Genomic DNA, 21,834 nt, shown 5'->3' on the forward strand with positions numbered 1-21,834 from the left:
CGGTCGGGCCCCTCGGCTTGGGCATTTTTCGGGTCGGTGGGGTAGAGTGCAACGCTGGCCGCTGTGTGCCGCAAGTCTGCGACGAGGAGTCCCCAAGATGGCGTCAACCAATGATCTGAAGAACGGCATGGTTCTTGATCTCGAAGGACAGCTCTGGCAGGTCCAGTGGTTCCAGCACCACAAGCCGGGCAAGGGCAACACCGTCGTGCGCACCAAGCTCAAGCACGTGCTGAGCGGCAAGATCATTGACAAGACCTTCAACTCCGACACCAAGGTCGACACCGCCACCGTCGACCGTCGCGAGATGCAGTACCTCTACATGGACGGCGACGACTACGTCTTCATGGACAACACCACCTTCGACCAGTTCATGATCTCCGCCGACACCGTCGGTGACGCCAAGGACTTCATGCTGGAGAACCAGAACGCGATCGTCGCCACGCACGAGGGCAACCCGCTGTTCATCGAGCTCCCGGCCTCGGTCGAGCTCGAGGTCACCTACACCGAGCCGGGCCTGCAGGGCGACCGCTCCACGGGCGGCACCAAGCCCGCCACGCTGGAGACCGGCAAGGAGATCCAGGTGCCCCTCTTCATCACCACCGGCGAGCGGATCAAGGTCGACACCCGCGACGGCGGCTCCTACCTGGGACGCGTCAGCAGCTAAATGGCCGAGCAGGGACCCCACTACAGCTCGCAGACCAAGGCCCGCAAGGCCGCCCTTGACATCTTGTTCATGGCGGAGCAGCGCGAGGCCTCGGTCAGCGAAACCTTCGCCGAGCAGCGCACGCTGGCCGGCACGACGGTGCGCCCACTGACCACCGACATCGTGCTCGGCGTCGCCGAGCACCAGCAGGAGATCGACCAGCGCATCGCCGAGTCGACCTCCATGAACTGGCCGCTCGAGCGCATGCCCTCGGTCGACCGCAACCTCGCCCGGCTCGCCATCTACGAGCTGGACTACACAGACACGCCACCGGCCGCCGTCATCTCGGAGGCGGTCCGACTGGCAGGTGACCTTTCCACCGACGACTCCCCGGCATTCCTGAACGGACTGCTGTCAAAGGCCTTGGCGGCCAAGCCGACGACGAACTAGACCTAGAGAGGTACGCATGAGTTCCCTTCCTGCATTGTTGGTTTTGGAGGATGGGCGCGTATTTCGTGGCCGATCCTTCGGGGCAGAGGGAGAGACTTTCGGCGAGTTGGTGTTCTCCACCGGCATGTCCGGTTACCAGGAGACCCTGACCGACCCCAGCTACCACCGACAGATCGTGCTGGCCACGGCGCCGCACATCGGCAACACCGGCTGGAACGACGAGGACAACGAGTCCTCGAAGATCTGGGTCGGCGGCTACATCGTGCGCGACCCGTCGCCGCGACCGTCGAACTGGCGCAGCAGGCGCAGCCTCGACGCCGAGCTCGACCGCCAGGGGATCGTCGGGATCAGCGACATCGACACGAGGGCCCTCACCCGGCACATCCGCGACACCGGAGCCATGCGCGTCGGGATCTCCACCACGGAGACCAACCCGGAGGCGCTGCTCGAACGGGTCCGCAAGTCGCCCCAGATGAAGGGCTCCGACCTCTCCGCCGACGTGACCACCGCCGAGACATACGTCGTCCCGGCCGTGGGGGAGAAGCGCTTCACCGTGGCCGCCATCGACCTCGGCATCAAGGCCATGACGCCTACCCAACTCGCCTCCCGCGGCATCGAGACCCACGTCCTGCCCGCGACGGCGACCCTCGACGACATCCGCGCGGCCGGCGCCGACGGCGTCTTCTTCTCCAACGGCCCCGGCGACCCCGCCACGGCAGACCAGCCCGTCGCGCTGCTGCAGCAGGTCCTCGACGCGGGACTGCCGTACTTCGGCATCTGCTTCGGCAACCAGCTCTTCGGTCGCGCCCTCGGGTTCGGCACGTACAAGCTGAAGTTCGGCCACCGCGGCATCAACCAGCCGGTCATCGACCGCACCACCGGCAAGGTCGAGATCACCGCGCACAACCACGGCTTCGCCGTCGATGCGCCCCTCGACCGTGCGACCCAGACCCCCTACGGTGAGGCCACCGTCAGCCACGTCTGCCTCAACGACGATGTCGTCGAGGGCCTCGAACTCAAGCGCGACGGAAGGCTCGTCGGCTTCTCCGTCCAGTACCACCCGGAGGCCGCGGCAGGCCCCCACGACGCCAACTACCTCTTCGACCGCTTCGTCGACGTCATGTCGGCCGGGAAGGACGCCTGATGCCCCGTCGCACAGACATCTCGTCGATCCTCGTCATCGGGTCCGGCCCGATCGTCATCGGCCAGGCGTGCGAGTTCGACTACTCCGGCACGCAGGCCTGCCGCGTGCTGCGCGAGGAGGGGTTCCGGGTCATCCTGGTCAACTCCAACCCGGCCACCATCATGACCGACCCCGACTTCGCCGACGCCACCTACGTCGAGCCGATCACCCCGGAGTTCGTCGAGGCCGTCATCGCCAAGGAACGCCCCGACGCGGTGCTAGCCACCCTCGGCGGCCAGACGGCGCTGAACACGGCCGTGTCGCTGCACGAGAACGGCGTGCTCGAGAAGTACGGCGTCGAGTTGATCGGCGCCTCGATCGACGCGATCCAGCGCGGCGAGGACCGCGAGCAGTTCAAGGAGATCGTGCTCGGCCTCACCGACATCCCCGGCGGCGCCCCCGAGGTCGCCCGCTCCGAGATCTGCAACACCATGGACGAGGTGCTCGCCGCTGCCGGGAAGCTCGGCTACCCGGTCGTCGTGCGGCCTTCGTTCACCATGGGCGGCGTCGGCTCCGGCTTCGCCCACGACGAGGCCGAGTTGCGCAACATCGCGGGCGCCGGCCTCGCCGCCTCGCCCGTCACGGAGGTCCTGATCGAGGAGTCGATCCTCGGCTGGAAGGAGTACGAGCTGGAGGTGATGCGCGACAAGGCCGACAACGTCGTGATCGTGTGCTCCATCGAGAACTTCGACCCCATGGGCGTCCACACCGGCGACTCGATCACCGTGGCGCCCGCGATGACGCTGACCGACCGCGAATACCAGTACATGCGCGACGTCGGTATCGGCGTGATCCGCGCCGTCGGCGTCGACACCGGCGGCTGCAACATCCAGTTCGCGATCAACCCGGTCGACGGCCGCATGATCGTGATCGAGATGAACCCGCGCGTCTCCAGGTCGTCGGCACTCGCCTCGAAGGCGACGGGCTTCCCGATCGCCAAGATCGCCGCCAAGGTGGCCGTCGGTTACACCCTCGACGAGATCCCCAACGACATCACCCGCGAGACCCCGGCCAGCTTCGAGCCGAGCCTCGACTACGTGATCGTCAAGATCCCGCGCTTCGCGTTCGAGAAGTTCCCGGCCGCCGATCCGTTCCTGACGACCCACATGAAGTCGGTCGGCGAGGCGATGGGCATCGGCCGCAACTTCACCGAGGCGCTGGGCAAGGCGCTGCGCTCCCTGGAGAACCCGGCGGCGCCGTTCGAGTTCGGCACCGAGCTCGAACCCCTCGACGAGATCCTCGAGTCGGCCTCCCGGCCGCACGACGGCCGCATCCAGGACGTCATGAAGGCGCTGCGGGCAGGCGCGAGCGTCGAGCAGGTCTTCGAAGCCACCCGGATCGACCCCTGGTTCCTCGACCAGCTCGTGATCATCCTCGACGTCGCGAAGGAGGTCGAGGAGGCCGACGAGCTCACCCCCGACCTGCTGCGCCGCGCCAAGCGCCACGGCCTGTCCGACGAGCAGATTGCCCGCCTGCGCAACCTCTCCACCGACGTCGTGCGCGGCGTGCGCTGGGCGCTCGGCATCCGCCCCGTCTACAAGTCGGTCGACACCTGCGCAGGTGAGTTCGCGGCCAGCACGCCGTACCTCTACTCGTCCTACGACGAGGAGAACGAGGTGCCCTCCCGCACCAAGGAGGCCGTGCTGATCCTCGGCTCCGGCCCCAACCGCATCGGCCAGGGCATCGAGTTCGACTACTCGTGCGTCCACGCCACCATGGCGCTGCGCGAGGCCGGCTACGAGACCGTCATGATCAACTGCAACCCCGAGACCGTCTCCACCGACTACGACACCTCGGACCGGCTCTACTTCGAGCCGCTCACCGCCGAGGACGTGCTGGAGATCTACCACGCCGAACTCAAGGCCGGCCCCGTCGCGGGCGTCATCTGCCAGCTCGGCGGTCAGACCCCGCTGAAGCTCGCCCAGACGCTCAAGGACGCGGGCGTGCCCATCGTCGGCACCTCTCCCGAGGCGATCAACCTCGCCGAGGAGCGCGGCGCCTTCGGGCGGGTGCTCGCCAACGCGGGCCTGACCGCCCCGAAGCACGGCATGGCGGCCTCCGCCGACGAGGCCAAGGCCATCGCGAAGGAGATCGGCTACCCGGTCCTCGTGCGGCCGAGCTACGTGCTCGGTGGACGCGGCATGCAGATCGTCTACAACGACGACGCCCTCGAGACCTACGTCGCGAAGGCGACGGAGGTCAGCCAGGACCAGCCCGTCCTGGTCGACCGGTTCCTCGACGACGCGGTGGAGATCGACGTCGACGCGCTCTTCGACGGCACCGACCTCTACATCGGCGGCGTGATGGAGCACATCGAGGAGGCGGGCATCCACTCCGGTGACTCGGCCTGCTCGCTTCCGCCGATCACGCTCGGGGACGCCGTGATCGAGCAGATCCGCAACGACACCCTCGCCATCGCGGAGGGAGTCGGGGTGAGGGGGCTGCTGAACATCCAGTACGCGCTGCACGCCGACACCCTGTACGTGCTCGAGGCCAACCCGCGCGCCTCCCGCACCGTCCCCTTCGTCTCGAAGGCCACCAACACCTCACTTGCGAAGGCGGCGGCCCTCGTCATGCTCGGCAGCACCATCGCCGAGCTGCGCGCCTCCGGTGTGCTGAGGGCCGACGGCGACGGGTCGACCCCGCTGCCCGGTGCCCCGGTCGCGGTGAAGGAGGCCGTGATGCCGTTCAACCGGTTCCGCACCTCCACCGGTGCCTTCGTCGACACGCTGCTCGGCCCCGAGATGCGCTCCACGGGAGAGGTGATGGGCCTCAGCGACAACTTCGGCACCGCCTACGCCAAGTCCCAGGCCGCAGGCGGCGGTCCGCTGCCGACGGGTGGGACGATCTTCGTCTCGATCGCCGACCGCGACAAGCGCCACGCCATCTGGCCGATCAAGCGGCTCGTTGACCTCGGCTTCACGGTGCTCGCCACCCGCGGCACCGCCTCCGTGCTGCGCCGCAACGGGATCGACGCAAGGGAGGTCCTGAAGCTCTCCGAGATGAATGACGGCGAGCAGGGGCCCAGCATCGTGGAGCTGATCAACTCCGGTCAGATCGATCTGATCTTCAACACCCCGGAGGGCTCCTCGTCGGGTGAGAGCACCCGCGAGGACGGCTACCTGATCCGCACCGCAGCCGTGCTGGCCGACGTGCCGCTCGTGACGACCGTCCCCGGCCTCGGCGCGGCGACCCAGGGCATCGAGTCGCTGCAACGCGGCGAGATCGAGGTCCGCTCGCTCCAGGACTGGGCGAAGCAGTGAGCGCCCTCGGCACCCGCTCGCTGCGCTCGGGGTACCACCTCCTGCGCGCCGGCCTCTTCCGCTACGGCGGGGGAGACGCCGAGCGGGTGCACGAGGCGATGCTGCACTGGCTTGAGCGGGTGCCCGGGGGCGCCCGCGCCAAGCTGGTCGACCCCGTCACCGTCGCGGGCATCGAGTTCCCGAACCGGGTAGGCCTCGCCGCGGGCCTGGACAAGGACGGGGTCGCCGCGCAGGCATGGGCCAGGTTCGGGTTCGGGTTCGCCGAGCTCGGCACCGTCACCGCCCACGCCCAGCCGGGCAACCCCAAGCCCCGCGTCTTCCGGGCCATCGCCAGCGAGGGCATCGTCAACCGGATGGGCTTCAACAACCACGGCGCGGCGGAGCTGGCGGCTACCCTGCGGGCCAAGGGCGTCGCCCGCGGCAACCGGGCGGTCGGCATCCCGCTCGGCATCTCCATCGGCAAGACGAAGTCGACCCCGCTCGGCGACGCCACCGACGACTACCTGACGTCGCTGCGGCTGCTGGCCCCGCTCGCCGACTACATCGCAGTCAACGTCTCCAGCCCCAACACTCCGGGCCTGCGCAGCCTGCAGGCCGCAGGCGAGCTGGCCCGCCTGATCGGCGCCCTGACCGACGAGGCCAGCGAGCTGTCGAAGGATCGCGTCCCGGTCATGGTCAAGCTCGCCCCCGACCTGACGGGCAGCGACCTCACCGAGACCCTCGCCGTCCTGAACGACTCGGCGGCGAGCGGAGTCATCGCCACCAACACGACGCTCGGCCGCGAGCACCTCGTCGGTCCGGACGCGCGGCTCGAGAAGGAGGCGGGCGGGCTCAGCGGACGGCCGCTCACCGCCAAGGCCCTCGCCTTCGTCGGGCGGCTCGCCGACGCGACGCGGCTGCCGGTGATCGGGGTCGGCGGCATCATGAGCCCGGCCGACGGTGCCCGCATGTTTGACGCCGGAGCCGAGCTCGTCCAGCTCTACACCGGCTTCATCTTCGAAGGGCCGGCCCTCGTGGCCGGGATCAACGACCTCAGGAGGAACACGTGAGCTACGCATCACGACTCGCCGCCGCCGTCGCAGACAGGGGACGCCTGTGCGTCGGCATCGACCCCATGCCGAGCGTCCTCGACGCCTGGCGGCTCCCACACGACGTGCAGGGCCTCGAGCGGTGCTCCCGCGCCATCGTCGAGCTGCTCGGTGACCGGATCGCGGTCTTCAAACCACAGTCGGCGTTCTTCGAGGCCTACGGCTCGCGCGGCATCGCGGTCCTCGAACAGGTGCTCACCGACATCCGTGAGGCGGGCGCCCTCTCCCTGCTCGACGTCAAGCGCGGCGACATCGGGTCCTCGATGGCCGGGTATGCCGACGCGTACCTCGGTGAGGACGCCCCGGTGCGCGCCGACGCCATCACGCTGAGCCCCTACCTGGGCGTCGGCTCTCTCCGGCCGGCCATCGACGCTGCGGTGGCCGGGGGACAGGGCGTCTACGTGCTCGCCCGCACCTCCAACCCCGACGGCGCAGGGATCCAGCTCGCCGCGACCGACCGGGGGAGCGTCGCCCAGCTCGTCGTCGAGGAGGCCCGTGAGCTGAACGTTCGCTCAGAAAACGCCATCGGACTCGTCGTCGGTGCGACGCACGCCGAGGCCGGCTGCAGGCTCGACGACTTCAACGGATCCATCCTCGTCCCGGGCATCGGCGCGCAGGGCGGGACCGTTGAGGGCCTGACAAGCATCTTCGGCGCGGCGATCGGTCGGGTTCTGCCTACGGCCAGCCGCGAGGTGATCGGTCACGGGCCCCTCGAGGTCCGGAACCGGGCGCAGATTCTAACTGCTGAGGTGCACAAACTTCCATTAAGTGACCCCAACTACTGACTTTCGTTGTCTTCACCCTGTAGATTCTTCTCGACACGACCCCGTGTCGAGAACGAATAGTCATTTGGTGAAGGGACTTTCCATGACGATTCCTCAATTGAGCAGCGAACAGTTGGGAGCGGCCAGGGAAGCCGCCACCCAGGCGCGCCGCGCTCGCGCAGAGCTCAAGGATCAGGTCAAGAACGGCGACCTGACGTTCAACCAGGCGCTTGACAAGGCGGTCGACGACGACACGTTGTCGCGCATCAAGGTCATCGACCTGCTGCGCGCGATGCCGCGGGTGGGGGTGACACGGGCGACGGAGATCATGGAGAACCTTCAGATTGCTCCGAACCGCCGCATCCGTGGACTCGGCCGCCATCAGGTGATGCGACTCAACGAGTTGTTCAACTGACAGCTGTTTGACCTAAGCTCGGCCCGGTGACCACCTCGCATGTGTGGGTGATCTCCGGGCCGAGTGCTGTCGGTAAGGGAACCGTCTGCGCCCGGCTCAAGGAGCTCCACCCCGAACTCTTCTACTCCGTGTCCATGACCACGCGCGAACCCCGGCCGGGGGAGATCGACGGCGTCAGCTACCGGTTCGTCGGCGTCGAGGAGTTCAAGTCGCTCATCGAGGAGGGCGAGTTCCTCGAGTGGGCCGTCGTCCACGGCACCGACTTCTACGGCACGCCCCGCCGCCCCGTGCTCGAGGCGCTGGAGGCGGGCAAGCAGGTCATCCTGGAGATCGACCTCCAGGGGGCGCGTCAGGTCAAGCAGAACCTGCCAGAGGCGAAGCTGGTGTTCCTGACCCCGCCATCGTGGGACGAGCTCGTGCACCGCCTGCAGGGCCGCGGAACCGAGGACCCGGCAGCCCAGGAGCGCCGCCTCGCCACCGCAAAGGTCGAGCTCGACGCGATCGCCGAGGCCGACCACATCATCGAGAATCGCGACCTCGAGGTTACCGTGGCAACTCTGGTAAGCTTGCTGGGCTTGTGATCGAAAATCCCTGTGAACGAAGGATCACCTTGAACACTCAGCCTGAAGGCATCACCAACCCGCCGATCGACAACCTGCTTCAGGACATCGACTCGAAGTACCGACTCGTGCTGATCGCTGCCAAGCGTGCGCGCCAGATCAACGCCTACTACTCGCAGCTCGGCGAAGGGCTGCTTGAGAACGTCGGTCCGATGGTGCCCGCGGCCCCCGAGGAGAAGCCCCTTTCGATCGCTCTGCGTGAGATGAACGAGGGCCTCCTGCAGTTCACCGAGATCGACCCCGCCGCAGAGGAGGCCGCGCGCGCCTCCGAGGCCGCCGATCCTGCGTTCTCCTTCGTCGACCCGTTCGCGGAGACCGACCCCGCGTCCTGATCGACGCCTCACGGGCAGGGGTCTGCACCATGGAGTGCGACCGCACCGCCGCGAACGCGGGCGGGCGGTCCACCAGGGGTGCATCCGATGGTGCTACGGCTACCATCGACGAAACCTCTGACCGGGTGCACCACCAGCGGGGGGCGGCGTGTTGCCGCCACAACAACCCCTCACCGACGCGGCTTGTCGCCGCACTAAGGAGCTCAGCATGAGCCGTCTGTTCACGTCGGAATCCGTGACCGAAGGTCACCCGGACAAGATCGCCGACTCCATCTCCGACGCCGTCCTCGACGCACTGCTCGCGCAGGACCCGTTCGCCCGCGTGGCCGTCGAGACCCTGATCACCACCGGCCTGGTCGTGGTGGCAGGTGAGGTCTCCACCACGGGCTACGTCGACGTCGCGAGCACCGCCCGCGAGCGCATCCTCGAGATCGGCTACGACTCGTCGCGCAAGGGCTTCGACGGCGCATCGTGCGGCGTCTCCGTCGCCATCGGCAACCAGTCGCCCGACATCGCGCAGGGCGTCAGCGACGCCTACGAGCACCGCGTTGACGCCGAGACCGACGCCGTCTCCGCCCAGGGGGCAGGCGACCAGGGACTCATGTTCGGCTACGCCTGCAACGAGACCCCGACCCTCATGCCGCTCCCGATCGATCTTGCCCACCGCCTCGCGGAACGGCTGACCGAGGTCCGCAAGAACGCAACCCTCGATTACCTGCGCCCCGACGGCAAGACCCAGGTCACCGTCGAGTACGGCGACGACGGTCGACCGGTCGGGATCGACACGGTGGTGGTGTCGTCCCAGCACGCCGAGGAGATCGGCCAGGACCAGATCGCCACCGACCTGCGCAGCGAGGTGATCGCACCCGTGCTCGACCGCTACGGCTTCGCGGTGCCCGAGCGCGTCCTCGTCAACCCGACAGGCAAGTTCGTCATCGGCGGCCCCATGGGCGACGCCGGCCTCACCGGGCGCAAGATCATCGTCGACACCTACGGCGGCATGGCCCGCCACGGCGGAGGCGCCTTCTCCGGCAAGGACCCGTCGAAGGTCGACCGCTCCGCCTCCTACGCGATGCGCTGGGTCGCCAAGAACGTGGTCGCCGCGGGTCTCGCGGACCGCTGCGAGGTCCAGGTCGCCTACGCGATCGGCAAGGCTCATCCCGTCGGCTTCTACCTCGACACCTTCGGCACGGCGGCGGTCCCCGAGGACCAGATCCGTGACGCCGTCCTCGCCACGTTCGACCTGCGGCCGGGCGCGATCATCCGCGACCTCGACCTGCTGCGTCCGATCTACAGCGATGTCACCGTCTACGGCCACTTCGGCCGCGAGATCGACTCCGCCACCTGGGAGCGCACCGACCGGGCCCAGGCGCTGGCGGCTGCCGTCAAGGGCTGATCGTGCCCACCCCACGGGTGGCGCGGGTCGCCGTGGACGTGCCGCTGGCCCACCTGGACCGGCTGTTCGACTACGAGATCCCTGACGCCCTCGTGGAGGACGCCGTCGTCGGCGCCCGCGTGAAGGTGCCCTTCTCCGGGCAGATCCGCGACGGCTGGCTGCTGGAGCTGGCCGAGTCGAGCGAGGTGGCCAACCTCGCCCGACTGCGCAAGGTGGTCTCGCCAGAACCGCTCGCCACCCCACGCGTGGCAGGGCTGATCCGTGCCGTCGCCGATCACTATGCAGGCAGTTGGTCGGACGTGGCCCGGCTTGCCATCCCGCCGCGCCACGCCGCCACCGAGAAGGCCCCGCAGCGCGAGTGGCCCGAGCCGAAGCCCCTCGACGCGGCGAGCGTGCTGCCCGCCTATCCGGAGGGCAGCTCGCTGCTCGAGGCGCTGGCCGAGGGTCGTTCCCCGAAGGTCCTGTGGCAGGCGGCCGCCGTCCACGGGGGACCAGGCGACCTGATCGGGGGAGTGATCGAGGCGGTCGACGCGACCCTTCGCTCCGGCCGGTCTGCGGTCGTGATCCTGCCGACCGCACGCGACCTCACCGCGGCCCTCGCCCGGTTCCGTGCGGTGTTCGGGCACGGCGCCGTCGGTTCGCTCGCCTCGGAGAACGGACGCTCCGCCCGCTACCGCGCCTATCTCGCCGCGTCGAGGGGCGAGGCGCGGATCATCCTCGGCACCCGCAGCGCCGTCTTCGCTCCCGTGCCCGACCTCGGGCTGATCGTGATCGTCGATGACGGCAACGACCAGCACGAGGAGCTGCGCGCGCCGCACCCGCACGCCAGGTCGGTGGCCATCCTGCGCGCCTCCCGGGAGGACGCAGGCTTGCTGATCGCCGGGCACGGGCGCAGCACCGACGCGCAGGCGCTCGTCGAACGCGGCTGGCTCCGCGAACTGGCGCTCAGCCCTGGCGACGCCCGACGCGTCTCGACCCCTGTGCGCGCGGTGGTCGAGCAGGACAGGCAACGTGATCCCACCGCAGCCCGGCTGCGCATCCCGTCGGTGGCCTTCCGTTTCCTGCGTGACCATCTCGCCCGCGGGCCCGTGCTGGTCCACGTCCCGATGGTCGGCTACTCCGGGTCGCTGTCGTGCGCCCGGTGTGGCAACCAGGCCCGCTGCTCCCGGTGTGCCGGTCCGATGCGTGAGCGGACCAAGGGCGCACCGGAGTGTGCGCTGTGCGGGCACCGTCCGGCACGGTGGAGCTGCGCCCATTGCCACACCTCTCAGCTGCGGACCCCGCTCCCCGGCGCCGCCCGCACCGCGGAGGAGCTGGCCCGGGCCTTTCCCGGGGTGCTCGCCGTCAACTCCTCCGCCGACCGGATCCGTGACGAGGTGCCGGACGAGTCGGCCATCGTCGTGGCGACTCCGGGCGCCGAGCCCGAGGCGGCGGGAGGCTATGCAGGGGTGCTGATCCTCGACGCGGAGGTGGCGCTCGGCCGCGCCGACCTGCGGGCCGCGGAGGAGGCGGTTCGACGCTGGTCGAACGCGGCAGCGCTCGCGCGGAACCCGCACGACGGCGGGTCGGTGCTGATCGTCGGGCCGTCGGCTCATCCCGCCGTTCAGGCGATGGTCCGTGCCGACCTCGCAGGCTTCGCCGCGCGCGAGCTGGCCGACCGAGCCGACGCGGGGCTCGCCCCGGCCGTCAAGCTCGCCCGCATCGTCGGTGAGGGGGACGCGGTGCGCGACTTCCTCGACAACGACGACTGGGAGGGCATCGAGATCCTCGGTCCCACGGAGGTCGGATCCGACCGCTGGGCGGCGCTGCTGCGCACCCCGGTCGACCGCGCGAAAGACCTGACCCGGCGCGTGAAGAGTGCCGCCGCCATCCGGTCGGCCCGCAAGGAACGCGGGCTGCTCAGCATCACCGTCGACCCCGAATCACTGGAGGACAGATGAGGCTCGTGTTCGCAGGCACCCCCGAGGCCGCGGTCCCCGCGCTGGACGCCCTCGTGGCGTCGAGCCACGAGGTGCTCGCCGTCATCACCCGGCCAGACGCCCCTGCGGGGCGCGGTCGCCGACTCACGCCGTCACCGGTCGCCCAGCGGGCCGAGGAGCTCGGGCTCGAGGTCCTGAAACCCGAGCACCCCAGGGATCCCGACTTCCAGGCGAGACTGCGAGCCCTTGAGCCCGACCTGTGCCCGGTGGTCGCCTACGGAGCCCTGCTGCCCCAGTCGGCACTCGACATTCCGACCAACGGCTGGATCAACCTGCACTTCTCCCTGCTGCCGCGGTGGCGAGGGGCGGCCCCGGTGCAGCGGGCGATCATCGCGGGCGACGAGGAGATCGGCACCGCGTGTTTCCAGATCGTCAAGGCGCTCGACGCCGGCGACGTCTACCGCATGGAGTCGATGCCGATGCCCGACGCCACTGCGGGTGAACTGCTTGCCGCGCTGGCCGAATCGGGTGCCGCCCAGCTGGTCGAGGCCGTCGACGCGGTCGCGGCAGGCGAGCGGCCGACGCCGCAGCCGGACGAGGGTGTCACCGTCGCCCCGAAGATCACCGTCGAGGAGGCGCGGCTCGACTTCTCCGCCGCCGCGACGACGCTGCGCAACCTGGTCATGGGCTGCTCGCCCGATCCGGGGGCCTGGTGCGAGCTGGACGAGCAGCGGTTCAAGATCTACCGAGCCGCCGTCGCCGAGCCTCGTGACCTCGCCCCAGGCGCCCTCGAGGCGACCAAGCGGCAGGTCTTCGTCGGCACAGGGGAGGGGACGCTCGAACTGCTCGAGGTGCAGGCGCCGGGCAAGCGGCGGATGCCCGCGATCGACTGGGCCCGCTCCGGGGTCGCAGGAAGGGTGCTGTCGTGAGCGCGCCTCGCGGCGGCGGTCGTCGCGGGCAACGCCCCCAGAGGCCTCGCGGCCCTCGCCCCGAGGAGGGCCAGGGCAGTGGGGCGCGCAGGGTCGCCTTCGACGTGCTGCGTCAGGTGACGGGCGAGGACGCCTACGCGAACCTCGCCCTCGCCAAGCGACTCGCCACCGCCGGCCTCTCGACCCGGGACGCGGGTCTCGTCACCGAACTCGTCGCCGGGACGTGTCGACTGATGGGCACCTATGACCTGATCATCGAGGCGGCCGCCGGACGCAGGCTCTCCACTCTCCAGCCCGCCGTGGTCGACCTGCTGCGGCTCGGGGCCCATCAGGGGCTGGGGATGGGGCTGAAGCGCTACGCCGCCGTCGGGACGACGGTCGACCTCGCACGGGCGAGCGTCGGGCAGCGGGTCACCGGCCTGGTCAACGCGGTGATGCGCAAGATCACCGCCCAGGATCTTGAGGCGTGGCTCGACGAGCTGGCCTCCGGCACCGACGAGCTGAGCGCCGTCGCCCTGCGCGGCCACCATCCACGCTGGATCGTCGAGGCCTACGCCGACCTGCTGCCCCGCGAGGAGCTGCCCGCGGCGCTTGAGGCCAACAATGCCGCCCCGCAGCCGACGCTCGTCGTCCGCCCCGGTCTCGCCACCGTCGAGGACCTCACGGACGCCGCGCCCACGCGCTTCTCGCCCTTCGGGGCGACCGCCGACGGCGTACCCGCCGACCAGGCAGCGGTGCGCGACGGGCGCGCGGGCGTCCAGGACGAGGGCTCCCAACTCGTCGCCTGGGCGTTGTCGCGGGTCGAGGCGCCGTCTGGGCCCTGGCTCGACATGTGCGCCGGCCCGGGAGGAAAGGCCGCGCTGCTTGCAGGCCTCGCCCGTGACGAGGGCACCTGGCTGCTGGCCAGCGAGGCGCAGGAGCACCGGGCCCGCCTGGTCGCCGAGGCGCTGTCGGCCTACCCGGACGGTCACGCCGTGATCACGGCTGACGCCACGATGCCCGCCTGGGGGAGGAGCTTCGCGAAGGTGATGGTCGACGTGCCGTGTTCCGGGCTAGGGGCGCTTCGTCGCCGCCCGGACTCGCGCTGGCGGCGCGACCCGTCGGATGTGACGGCGCTCGGCGACCTGCAGCGTGCCCTGCTGCGCTCCGCGATCGCCTCGACGGTGCCCGGCGGCGTCGTCGCCTACGTCACCTGCTCCCCTCACCGGTCGGAGACGACCGACGTCGTCGACGCCGTGCTCGCCGAGACTGACGGTGTCGAGCGTCTCGTCGCGGCCAGCTACCTTCCGGGCGTGCCCGACTCCGCCCTCGGCGACGACGTCCAGCTGTGGCCGCAGCGTCACGGAACCGACGCCATGTACCTGGCCCTCCTGCGCGTCGGCTGAGCTCAACCTTGAGCACTATTGCGGGTTCGTTCGCTCTCCGGGCGATAGAGAGCGCTCTCCGCGCAGCGAACCCGGATAAGTGCTCAAGGCGACACGCGATCCCGGGCCAAGCGCAGCGCGGGAAACTGGTGAAATCCGCTTGTTTTAATACCCCTAGGGGGTATAGAGTCCGAGTCAGAGGGATACCCTGAGGGGGTATCTGGACGGGAGGAGACGCGGATGGCCACGAACGAGTACCAGGTGAGCGGGATGAGCTGCGGGCACTGCGAGGCTTCGATGCGCGAGGAACTGTCAAAGGTCGGCCTGACCGACGTCCGGATCGACCTCCAGAGTGGACGGGTCGCCGTCACGTCTCCCACGCCCATCGACGACGCGGCGGTCATCGACGCGGTCGAGGAGGCCGGCTACACGGCGGTGCGCGCATGAACGCACTCACCCGCCTCGCGCTCTACGCGGTCGGACTGGTCGTCGCCTTCGGCGCGGCGTTCGGCATCGCGGGCGCGGCAGTGCCCCAGAGCGTGGTCGACAACTGGAACAAGGAGTCAGACATGCAGAACCACGAGAACCACACCCCCGAAACCAGCGGTTCACAGGCCGCGAGCCTCAAGGGCCTCTCGCTTGCCATCGACGGCTACGTCCTCGCCGGGCTCGACGCGCCGGAGACGACCGGCGCCGAGGGCGAGCTCACCTTCCAGATCCAGGGGCCGGACGGCGCCCCGGTCACCGACTTCGACGTCGAGCACGAGCGCGACCTGCACCTGATCGTGGTGCGCTCCGACGGCGCCAACTTCTTCCACGGCCACCCGAGCCTCGACGCCACGACCGGCACCTGGTCGATCCCGTGGTCCTGGGACGAGGCGGGCACGTACCGCGTCTACGCCGACTTCAACCCTGCGGGAGAGACCGGCGCCATCACGCTCGCCAGTTCCCTGCAGGTCGGCGGCCAGTTCGACCCCGTGCACCTCGAGCCGACCCGCACCGTCGAGGTCGACGGCTTCACCGTCACCCTCGACGGCGACCTGACGGCCGGCGATTCGAGCGAGCTGACCGTCGAGGTCACCCGCGACGGGGAGGCCGTCACGACGCTCGAGCCCTACCTCGGAGCCTTCGGACACCTCGTCGCCCTGCGCCAGGGCGACCTCGCCTACCTGCACGTGCACGCAGAGGGCGATGAGCCGAGGGACGGCGACACCGCAGGGCCCGACGTGAGGTTCGCTGCGCAGGCCCCCACGGCCGGCAGGTACCTGTTGTACCTCGACTTCCAGGTCGACGGCGTGGTCCACACCGCCGAGTTCGTGCTCGACGCCGGACACGGTTCGGCGCACGACGGATCGGCAACCCAGACGCCGGAGGGCGGGCATGACGAACACTGACCTCGGCACGCCGCTCACCCCGCTCAAGGGCATCGAACTCGAGATCGGGGGCATGACGTGCGCGTCGTGCGCGAACCGGATCGAGAAGAAGCTCAACAAACTCGACGGCGTCACCGCGACCGTCAACTACGCCACCGAGAAGGCAAAGGTCACCGTCCCCGAGGACTACGACCCGAGCCTGCTCGTGCAGGAGGTCGAGAAGACCGGTTACACCGCGCAACTGCCGAAACCGAAGACGACCGCGCCCGCCGGCGACACCGGTGAAGCGGAGGAGCCGAGGGAGGATCACGAGCTCCGCACGCTCAGGCAGCGACTGATCGGCTCGGTCGTGCTGAGCGTCCCGGTGATCGCGATGGCGATGATCCCCGCCCTGCAGTTCACCTACTGGCAGTGGGCCTCGCTTGCTCTGGCCGCCCCGGTGGTCGTCTGGGGCGCGTGGCCGTTCCACAAGGCGGCGTGGACGAACCTGCGCCACGGCACCGCGACCATGGACACCCTGATCTCGATGGGAACCGGCGCCGCCTTCCTGTGGTCGCTGTACGCGCTGTTCCTCGGGACGGCGGGCACACCTGGGATGACGCATCCCTTCGAGTTCACGCTCGCCCCCTCCGACGGAGCGTCGAACATCTACCTCGAGGTCGCGGCGGGCGTGACGATGTTCATCCTCGCGGGCCGCTACTTCGAGAAGCGCTCGAAGCGGCAGGCGGGGGCCGCGCTGCGCGCGCTGCTTGAACTGGGCGCAAAGGAGGTCGCCGTCCTGCGTGACGGCGTCGAGACAAGGATCCCGGTCGACGACCTGAGCGTCGGCGACGAGTTCATCGTCCGTCCCGGCGAGAAGATCGCCACCGACGGGATCGTCGCGTCCGGCACGTCCGCCGTCGACGCCTCGATGCTGACCGGCGAGTCCGTCCCCGTCGAGGTGGGGGAGGGCGACGCCGTCACCGGCGCCACCGTCAACGCCGGGGGCAGGCTGGTCGTGCGGGCGACCCGGATCGGCAGCGACACCCAGCTCGCCCAGATGGCCCGGCTCGTCGAGGAGGCGCAGACCGGCAAGGCCGAGGTGCAGCGCCTCGCCGACCGGATCTCCGGGGTCTTCGTGCCCATCGTCATCGTGATCGCCGTGATCGCGCTCGGCGCCTGGCTCGGGGCGGGGTTCCCCGCGGCCGCCGCCTTCACCGCCGCAGTGGCCGTGCTGGTGATCGCCTGCCCCTGCGCGCTCGGCCTCGCCACCCCGACGGCGCTGCTGGTCGGCACGGGACGCGGCGCCCAGATGGGGATCCTGATCAAGGGCCCCGAGGTGCTCGAATCGACCCGGAAGGTCGACACCGTCGTGCTCGACAAGACCGGCACCGTGACCACCGGCCGGATGACGCTGGTCGACGTCGTCACCGCCCCCGGCGTCGAGCGCGCCGACCTGCTCAGGCTCGCTGGCGCCGTCGAGGACGCGTCCGAACATCCGATCGCCCAGGCGATCGCCAAGGGGGCCACCGAGGAGGTCGGCACCCTCGCCACGCCCGAGGGGTTCACCAACCTCGAGGGCCGCGGGGTCAGCGGCACCGTCGACGGGCATGCCGTGCTCGTCGGGCGCGACTCGCTGCTCGGCGAGCGCAGCCTCGACGACACCCTCCGCGAGGCAAAGGCATCTGCCGAGGCCGAGGGCCGGACCGTCGTCGTGGCGGCCTGGGACGGTGAGCCGCGCGGCCTGCTCATCGTGGCCGACACGGTCAAGCCGACCAGCGCCGAGGCGGTCGAGGGACTGAAGCGGCTCGGCCTCACCCCGGTGCTGCTGACCGGAGACAACGAGGCGGTCGCCCGCCAGATCGCCGCCGAGGTGGGCATCGACGAGGTGATCGCAGAGGTGCTGCCTGCGGAGAAGGTCGACGTGGTGAAGCGTCTCCAGGGCGAGGGGCGAGTCGTGGCGATGGTCGGCGACGGCGTCAACGACGCCCCGGCCCTGGCGCAGGCCGACCTCGGCCTCGCGATGGGCACCGGCACCGATGTCGCGATCGAGGCCTCAGACATCACCCTGGTGCGCGGCGACCTGCGCAGCGCCGTCGACGCCATCCGCCTGTCGCGCAAGACGCTCGGCACGATCAAGACGAACCTCTTCTGGGCGTTCGCTTACAACGTGGCGGCCATCCCCGTCGCCGCGCTCGGGATGCTCAACCCGATGCTCGCCGGGGCCGCGATGGCCTTCTCAAGCGTGTTCGTCGTCGGCAACAGCCTGCGGCTTCGCGGGTTCCGTTCGGTCGCGCCGAGCTGATTCAGCGGCGCAGATAGCGGGCGAGGACCGCCGCGTTGTTCTCCACGTCATGGGCGGCGTAGAGCAGCGTCAGCACGTCCTCGCCCGCTGCCTTCTCCATGAGGGCCTGCGCCGCCCCGGACGCATCGAGCTCGGCCTCGTAGCGGGTGACGAACTGGTCGTAGGTGTCCGGGTCGTGGTTCCACCACTCGCGAAGCCCGGTCGACGGCGCGACCTCCTTGTCCCACAGATCCAGCGCAGCGCGCTCCTTGCTGACACCTCGCGGCCAGAGCCGGTCGACGAGCACCCGGAACCCGTCCTGGCCCGATGCCGGGTCGTAGATGCGTTTGGTCCTGATCTCCATCTGACTCACCCCGACCTCAGGGTACCCCCGCTCTGACCTGGTCGTGTTCCGAGGCGGGCCGCTCCCGCGGGACCCGTTCGGGCGCCGACTCGCCCACCCCGGACGACCGGGAAAGGGCGCCTTGGGTAGGGTTCGGTCCATGCGTATCACCCCGAGCATCCTCAACGCCGACTTCGCTCACCTCGCCGACGAGGTGGGCCGGATCAACGACGCCGACGCCGTGCACGTCGACGTGATGGACAACCACTTCGTCCCGAACCTGTCGATCGGCCTTCCCGTCGTGGAGTCGCTGCGCAAGGCGACGGACAAGATGCTCGACATCCACCTGATGATCCAGGATCCCGACCGCTGGGCTCCCGCCTATGCCGAGGCGGGCGCGGAGTCGGTGACCTTCCACGTCGAGGCGGCCGCCGCCCCGATCCGCCTTGCCCGCGAGCTGCGCGCCAAGGGAGCGCGCGCGTCGATGGCGCTCAAGCCCGCCACCCCGATCGACCCGTATGCGGACATGCTGGACGAGCTGGACATGGTGCTGCTGATGACCGTCGAGCCGGGCTTCGGGGGGCAGAAGTTCCTCGACCTGGTGCTGCCCAAGATCCGTCGCACCCGCGAACTCCTCGGCGATCGCCCGATCTGGCTGCAGGTCGACGGCGGTATCAGCGCCGAGACGATCGGGCGCTGCGCTGAGGCCGGTGCCGACACCTTCGTCGCAGGCTCGGCGGTCTACAGTGCCGAGGATCCCGACGCCATGGTCACCCGCCTGCGCGAGATCGCCGTCGCGGCCTGCAGACACTGAGCCGACGCCGTCAGCCTGCGGTGGGGGAGTCTCCGTCGTCGCCCTGACGGCGCAGGAACTTCTCCAGCTCCGCCGCGATCGTGTCGCCGGTGGCCCCCTCGACCTCCTCGGCGTCGCGGGCCTCCTCCAACTGGCCGATGTACTCGGCGATGTCTGGGTCCTGCTGGCTGAGCTGGTCGACGGCCATGCTCCACTTCTCGGCCTCGTCTGGGATCTCCGCGTGGTCGAGCGAGACCCGCAGCACCGACTCGAGCTCGGTGAGCAGCGCCTCCTGTGCCTTCGGGTTCGGGGGAGTGGAGACGTAGTGCGGCACCGATACCCACAGCGACGCGCTGGGTATCCGCTCATGGAGCAGCAACTGGCTGGCCACGCCGATCATGCCCGTCGGCCCCGTGTAGTCGTTTGCCTCCATGGAGAACTTGCGGCCGACCTCGGGATCGGTCGAGTAGACGCCGACCGGAAGCGGGCGCGAGTGTGGGGCGTCGCTGAGCATCGCGCCGAGGAACAGCACGATCTCGGGGTCGATCTGGTGGATGGCCTTGACCAGTTCCTGCGAGAACGTGCGCCACAGCAGGTTCGGCTCGGGGCCGAGCACCGCGACGATGTCGCGCTCGGGATGGTGCACCACGCGCACCCGGATGACCGGCCACTCTATCCAGGGGCCGTCCGCCGCGCGGTGCAGCATGGGACGCGTCTGCTGGAAGTCCCAGTAGCGCTCGTCGTCGATCACCCCGAGATCCGTGCCGGGGTAAGACTCGATCAGATGGCGCAGTAGGTCACTCGCGGCGTTGCCCGCGTCATTCCATCCGGAAAACGCGATGGCGACGGCCGGGTTGCGGAGGTCTTCCATGGTCGCGAACTGCATTAGTCCAGCCTACCTCCTGCAGGTAACCTAGCCTCGGTGCCCTTCTGCCTGACAAGACGGCAGACTCCCGCTCGAGCGGGGCACGCGCGGTCGGCGTCACGCCGCCCCATCCCAACTGTCCACTGGCGCCCGACAGCGCCATGCCATACGGAGGCGACGAGACTCACATGCAGGCTAAGCCGAAGGCGATCCTGTGGGACTTCGACGGAACCCTTGTCGACACTGAGCCCATCTGGGCCGAACTCGAGGCCGAGATGCTCGCGGAGCACGGCGTCGTCTGGGATGACGAGATGATGCGCTCGGTCATCGGTCAGAACGCGGAGATGACCACCCGCCAGATGGCGCTGTCCATCGGCCAGCCCGACCGCCACCAGGACATCCACCGCGAACTGCACGACCGCATCGTCGGACGCCTGCTGCGCGACGGGCTGCCCTTCCTGCCCGGCACCCTCGACCTGATCGAGGCGGCGGAGGCCGACGGCGTGTCAGCCGCGGTCGTCACCGCCTCGAACGGGTTCATCATGAACGCCACCCGCGAATTGCTGCCTCCGTCGATCCAGTTCGTGATCTCCGCAGACGACGTGGTCAACACCAAGCCCCACCCGGAGGCCTACCTGACGGCGATGGCCCGGCTCGGGGTCGCACCCGAGGAGACCATCGTGCTCGAGGACTCGGTGCCAGGCGCGACCTCCGCGCTGGCCGCGGGTGCCTTCGTCTACGCTGTTCCTGCGCTCGCGCAGCTCGACCCGCATCCGCGGATGGTGGTCTCGGAGACGGCTCTTCGCGAAACGACCTGGCCAGAGCTGCTCCAGATCTGGCACGACAACTCCAAGGTGGGAATCTGATGGATCTCTCGGGCGTCAGCACCGGTCCGCTGCAGGCAGGCGAGCGCGTCACGCTCACCGACAGCAAGGGCCGACGCAAGTCGGTCGTGCTGAAGGACGGCGCCATCTGGCACACCACGAAGGGCGCGGTGGCACACGACGATCTGATCGGCGGCCCCGAGGGCGTCACCGTGAAGTCCGTCGGCGGCATGGAGTACCTGGCCTTCCGCCCGCTGCTCAGCGAGTACATGGTCTCGATGCCCCGCGACGCCGCGGTCATCTACCCCAAGGACGCCGCACAGATCCTGATGTGGACCGACATCTTCCCGGGCGCCCGGGTGCTTGAGGCCGGCGTGGGCTCCGGCGCGCTGAGCCTCGCCCTGCTGCGCGCCATCGGGCCCGAGGGAAGGCTGCACTCCTACGAGCGACGTCAGCAGTTCGCCGACGTGGCTTCGAAGAACGTGGAGAACTTCCTTGGCGGCCCCCACCCGGCGTGGACGCTGACTGTCGGCGACCTCGTCGAGGCCATCGAGGACGAGCCGATCGACCGCGCGATCCTCGACATGCTCGCCCCCTGGGAGTGCATCGACGCGGTGGGTGATCGCCTTGTCCCCGGCGGGGTTCTGACCTGTTACGTGGCCACCGCGACCCAGCTCGGACGGGTGATGGACACCCTGCGTGCCCATGGGGGATTCACCGAGCCGAGCGCCACCGAGACGACGGTGCGCGACTGGCACGCCGAGGGGCTCGCCATCCGGCCCGGCCACGGCACCTCCGCGCACACAGGCTTCCTGGTGATCTCGCGCCGCCTCGCGCCGGGTGTCAGCGCCCCCATGCGCAAGCGCCGCCCAGCGCCCGGCGCCTACGGGCCCGACTACCGCGGACCCCGCCCGGCCAACATCCCCGCCGAGCTCGGAGGCGCCGTCCAGGAGCCGGACGCGGCGTCGGAGGCCGCCGTCGCGGGTGAGGCCACGCCCACGGACTAG

At 69.7% G+C, this 21,834-nt stretch carries 19 protein-coding genes and 1 pseudogene; 18 read left to right on the plus strand and 2 right to left on the minus strand.

What is annotated here, in order from left to right; translation table 11 throughout:
- The first annotated feature begins 97 nt into the window (after nt 1–97).
- The 16 genes from efp to BW733_RS16320 all read left to right on the plus strand — a co-directional run bounded on the left by efp (nt 98) and on the right by BW733_RS16320 (nt 18,023).
- Nucleotides 98–664, plus strand: a complete 567-nt coding sequence (gene efp / locus BW733_RS16245) for an elongation factor P (protein ID WP_077352153.1) — start codon at nt 98–100, stop codon at nt 662–664.
- Nucleotides 665–1,093, plus strand: coding sequence for a transcription antitermination factor NusB (nusB, locus tag BW733_RS16250; protein WP_077352155.1), 429 nt, complete (start codon nt 665–667; stop codon nt 1,091–1,093).
- A gap of 16 nt (nt 1,094–1,109) precedes the next feature.
- The gene (carA, locus tag BW733_RS16255) at nt 1,110–2,237 is read left to right on the plus strand and encodes a glutamine-hydrolyzing carbamoyl-phosphate synthase small subunit (RefSeq protein ID WP_077352157.1); all 1,128 of its coding nucleotides are present in this window, start codon (nt 1,110–1,112) and stop codon (nt 2,235–2,237) included.
- Nucleotides 2,237–5,539 (plus strand): carbamoyl-phosphate synthase large subunit, encoded by a 3,303-nt coding sequence (carB, locus tag BW733_RS16260; protein WP_077352159.1) that lies wholly within the window; start codon nt 2,237–2,239, stop codon nt 5,537–5,539. Before carA ends, carB begins: the two co-directional genes overlap by 1 nt.
- Nucleotides 5,536–6,588: a quinone-dependent dihydroorotate dehydrogenase gene (locus BW733_RS16265; protein ID WP_077352161.1), complete on the plus strand. Its 1,053-nt coding sequence runs from the start codon at nt 5,536–5,538 to the stop codon at nt 6,586–6,588. Before carB ends, BW733_RS16265 begins: the two co-directional genes overlap by 4 nt.
- Nucleotides 6,585–7,412 carry an orotidine-5'-phosphate decarboxylase gene (pyrF, locus tag BW733_RS16270; protein ID WP_077352163.1) on the plus strand — a complete coding sequence of 276 codons (828 nt, stop codon included), beginning with the start codon at nt 6,585–6,587 and terminating at the stop codon, nt 7,410–7,412. Before BW733_RS16265 ends, pyrF begins: the two co-directional genes overlap by 4 nt.
- Before the next feature lie 82 nt (nt 7,413–7,494).
- Complete coding sequence (gene mihF, locus BW733_RS16275) at nt 7,495–7,806, plus strand: integration host factor, actinobacterial type (protein WP_077352165.1); 312 nt, start codon at nt 7,495–7,497, stop codon at nt 7,804–7,806.
- 26 nt (nt 7,807–7,832) lie between these two features.
- Complete coding sequence (gmk, locus tag BW733_RS16280) at nt 7,833–8,387, plus strand: guanylate kinase (protein WP_077352167.1); 555 nt, start codon at nt 7,833–7,835, stop codon at nt 8,385–8,387.
- A gap of 29 nt (nt 8,388–8,416) precedes the next feature.
- Nucleotides 8,417–8,758, plus strand: coding sequence for a DNA-directed RNA polymerase subunit omega (gene rpoZ / locus BW733_RS16285; RefSeq protein WP_077352169.1), 342 nt, complete (start codon nt 8,417–8,419; stop codon nt 8,756–8,758).
- A 208-nt stretch (nt 8,759–8,966) separates the two neighbouring features.
- Complete coding sequence (gene metK, locus BW733_RS16290) at nt 8,967–10,154, plus strand: methionine adenosyltransferase (RefSeq protein WP_077352171.1); 1,188 nt, start codon at nt 8,967–8,969, stop codon at nt 10,152–10,154.
- A gap of 2 nt (nt 10,155–10,156) precedes the next feature.
- Nucleotides 10,157–12,094 (plus strand): primosomal protein N' family DNA-binding protein, encoded by a 1,938-nt coding sequence (locus BW733_RS16295; protein ID WP_152024766.1) that lies wholly within the window; start codon nt 10,157–10,159, stop codon nt 12,092–12,094.
- A complete protein-coding gene (gene fmt, locus BW733_RS16300; protein ID WP_077352175.1) occupies nt 12,091–13,002 on the plus strand; it encodes a methionyl-tRNA formyltransferase in 912 nt (303 codons plus the stop codon). Before BW733_RS16295 ends, fmt begins: the two co-directional genes overlap by 4 nt.
- Before the next feature lie 104 nt (nt 13,003–13,106).
- Complete coding sequence (locus BW733_RS16305; RefSeq protein WP_237268423.1) at nt 13,107–14,387, plus strand: RsmB/NOP family class I SAM-dependent RNA methyltransferase; 1,281 nt, start codon at nt 13,107–13,109, stop codon at nt 14,385–14,387.
- A 219-nt stretch (nt 14,388–14,606) separates the two neighbouring features.
- Entirely contained in the window at nt 14,607–14,813 is a 207-nt protein-coding gene (locus BW733_RS16310) for a heavy-metal-associated domain-containing protein (protein WP_077352179.1), read from the plus strand.
- Complete coding sequence (locus BW733_RS16315; RefSeq protein WP_077352181.1) at nt 14,810–15,760, plus strand: DUF8832 domain-containing protein; 951 nt, start codon at nt 14,810–14,812, stop codon at nt 15,758–15,760. The genes BW733_RS16310 and BW733_RS16315 overlap by 4 nt, the downstream gene beginning before the upstream one ends.
- Nucleotides 15,747–18,023 carry a heavy metal translocating P-type ATPase gene (locus BW733_RS16320; RefSeq protein WP_077352183.1) on the plus strand — a complete coding sequence of 759 codons (2,277 nt, stop codon included), beginning with the start codon at nt 15,747–15,749 and terminating at the stop codon, nt 18,021–18,023. The genes BW733_RS16315 and BW733_RS16320 overlap by 14 nt, the downstream gene beginning before the upstream one ends.
- 1 nt (nt 18,024) lies before the next feature.
- Here BW733_RS16320 and BW733_RS16325 read toward each other — a convergent pair whose 3' ends face one another.
- Nucleotides 18,025–18,366 (minus strand): DUF488 domain-containing protein, encoded by a 342-nt coding sequence (locus BW733_RS16325; RefSeq protein ID WP_179947121.1) that lies wholly within the window; start codon nt 18,364–18,366, stop codon nt 18,025–18,027.
- Between the two features lie 139 nt (nt 18,367–18,505).
- Here BW733_RS16325 and rpe point away from each other — a divergent pair, with 139 nt between their 5' ends.
- A complete protein-coding gene (gene rpe, locus BW733_RS16330; protein WP_077352185.1) occupies nt 18,506–19,159 on the plus strand; it encodes a ribulose-phosphate 3-epimerase in 654 nt (217 codons plus the stop codon).
- Between the two features lie 10 nt (nt 19,160–19,169).
- Here the strand turns inward: rpe and BW733_RS16335 are convergent, their stop codons facing one another.
- A complete protein-coding gene (locus BW733_RS16335) occupies nt 19,170–20,024 on the minus strand; it encodes a proteasome assembly chaperone family protein (protein WP_077352187.1) in 855 nt (284 codons plus the stop codon).
- Nucleotides 20,025–20,164: 140 nt separating this feature from the next.
- On the opposite strand from BW733_RS16335, the pseudogene BW733_RS20205 reads away from it, so the two are divergent.
- A pseudogene (locus BW733_RS20205) lies at nt 20,165–21,834 on the plus strand (HAD-IA family hydrolase).

This window comes from Tessaracoccus flavescens (assembly GCF_001998865.1).
GTDB lineage: Bacteria > Actinomycetota > Actinomycetes > Propionibacteriales > Propionibacteriaceae > Arachnia > Arachnia flavescens.

Coding starts and splice junctions, on each gene's coding strand:
- BW733_RS16320 (WP_077352183.1), top strand. CDS start 15,747: ATGACGAACACTGACCTCGGCACGCCGCTCACCCCGCTCAAGGGCATC.
- efp (WP_077352153.1), top strand. CDS start 98: ATGGCGTCAACCAATGATCTGAAGAACGGCATGGTTCTTGATCTCGAA.
- rpe (WP_077352185.1), top strand. CDS start 18,506: ATGCGTATCACCCCGAGCATCCTCAACGCCGACTTCGCTCACCTCGCC.
- fmt (WP_077352175.1), top strand. CDS start 12,091: ATGAGGCTCGTGTTCGCAGGCACCCCCGAGGCCGCGGTCCCCGCGCTG.
- nusB (WP_077352155.1), top strand. CDS start 665: ATGGCCGAGCAGGGACCCCACTACAGCTCGCAGACCAAGGCCCGCAAG.
- carB (WP_077352159.1), top strand. CDS start 2,237: ATGCCCCGTCGCACAGACATCTCGTCGATCCTCGTCATCGGGTCCGGC.
- carA (WP_077352157.1), top strand. CDS start 1,110: ATGAGTTCCCTTCCTGCATTGTTGGTTTTGGAGGATGGGCGCGTATTT.
- BW733_RS16315 (WP_077352181.1), top strand. CDS start 14,810: ATGAACGCACTCACCCGCCTCGCGCTCTACGCGGTCGGACTGGTCGTC.
- BW733_RS16335 (WP_077352187.1), bottom strand. CDS start 20,024: ATGCAGTTCGCGACCATGGAAGACCTCCGCAACCCGGCCGTCGCCATC.
- BW733_RS16325 (WP_179947121.1), bottom strand. CDS start 18,366: ATGGAGATCAGGACCAAACGCATCTACGACCCGGCATCGGGCCAGGAC.
- BW733_RS16310 (WP_077352179.1), top strand. CDS start 14,607: ATGGCCACGAACGAGTACCAGGTGAGCGGGATGAGCTGCGGGCACTGC.
- metK (WP_077352171.1), top strand. CDS start 8,967: ATGAGCCGTCTGTTCACGTCGGAATCCGTGACCGAAGGTCACCCGGAC.
- mihF (WP_077352165.1), top strand. CDS start 7,495: ATGACGATTCCTCAATTGAGCAGCGAACAGTTGGGAGCGGCCAGGGAA.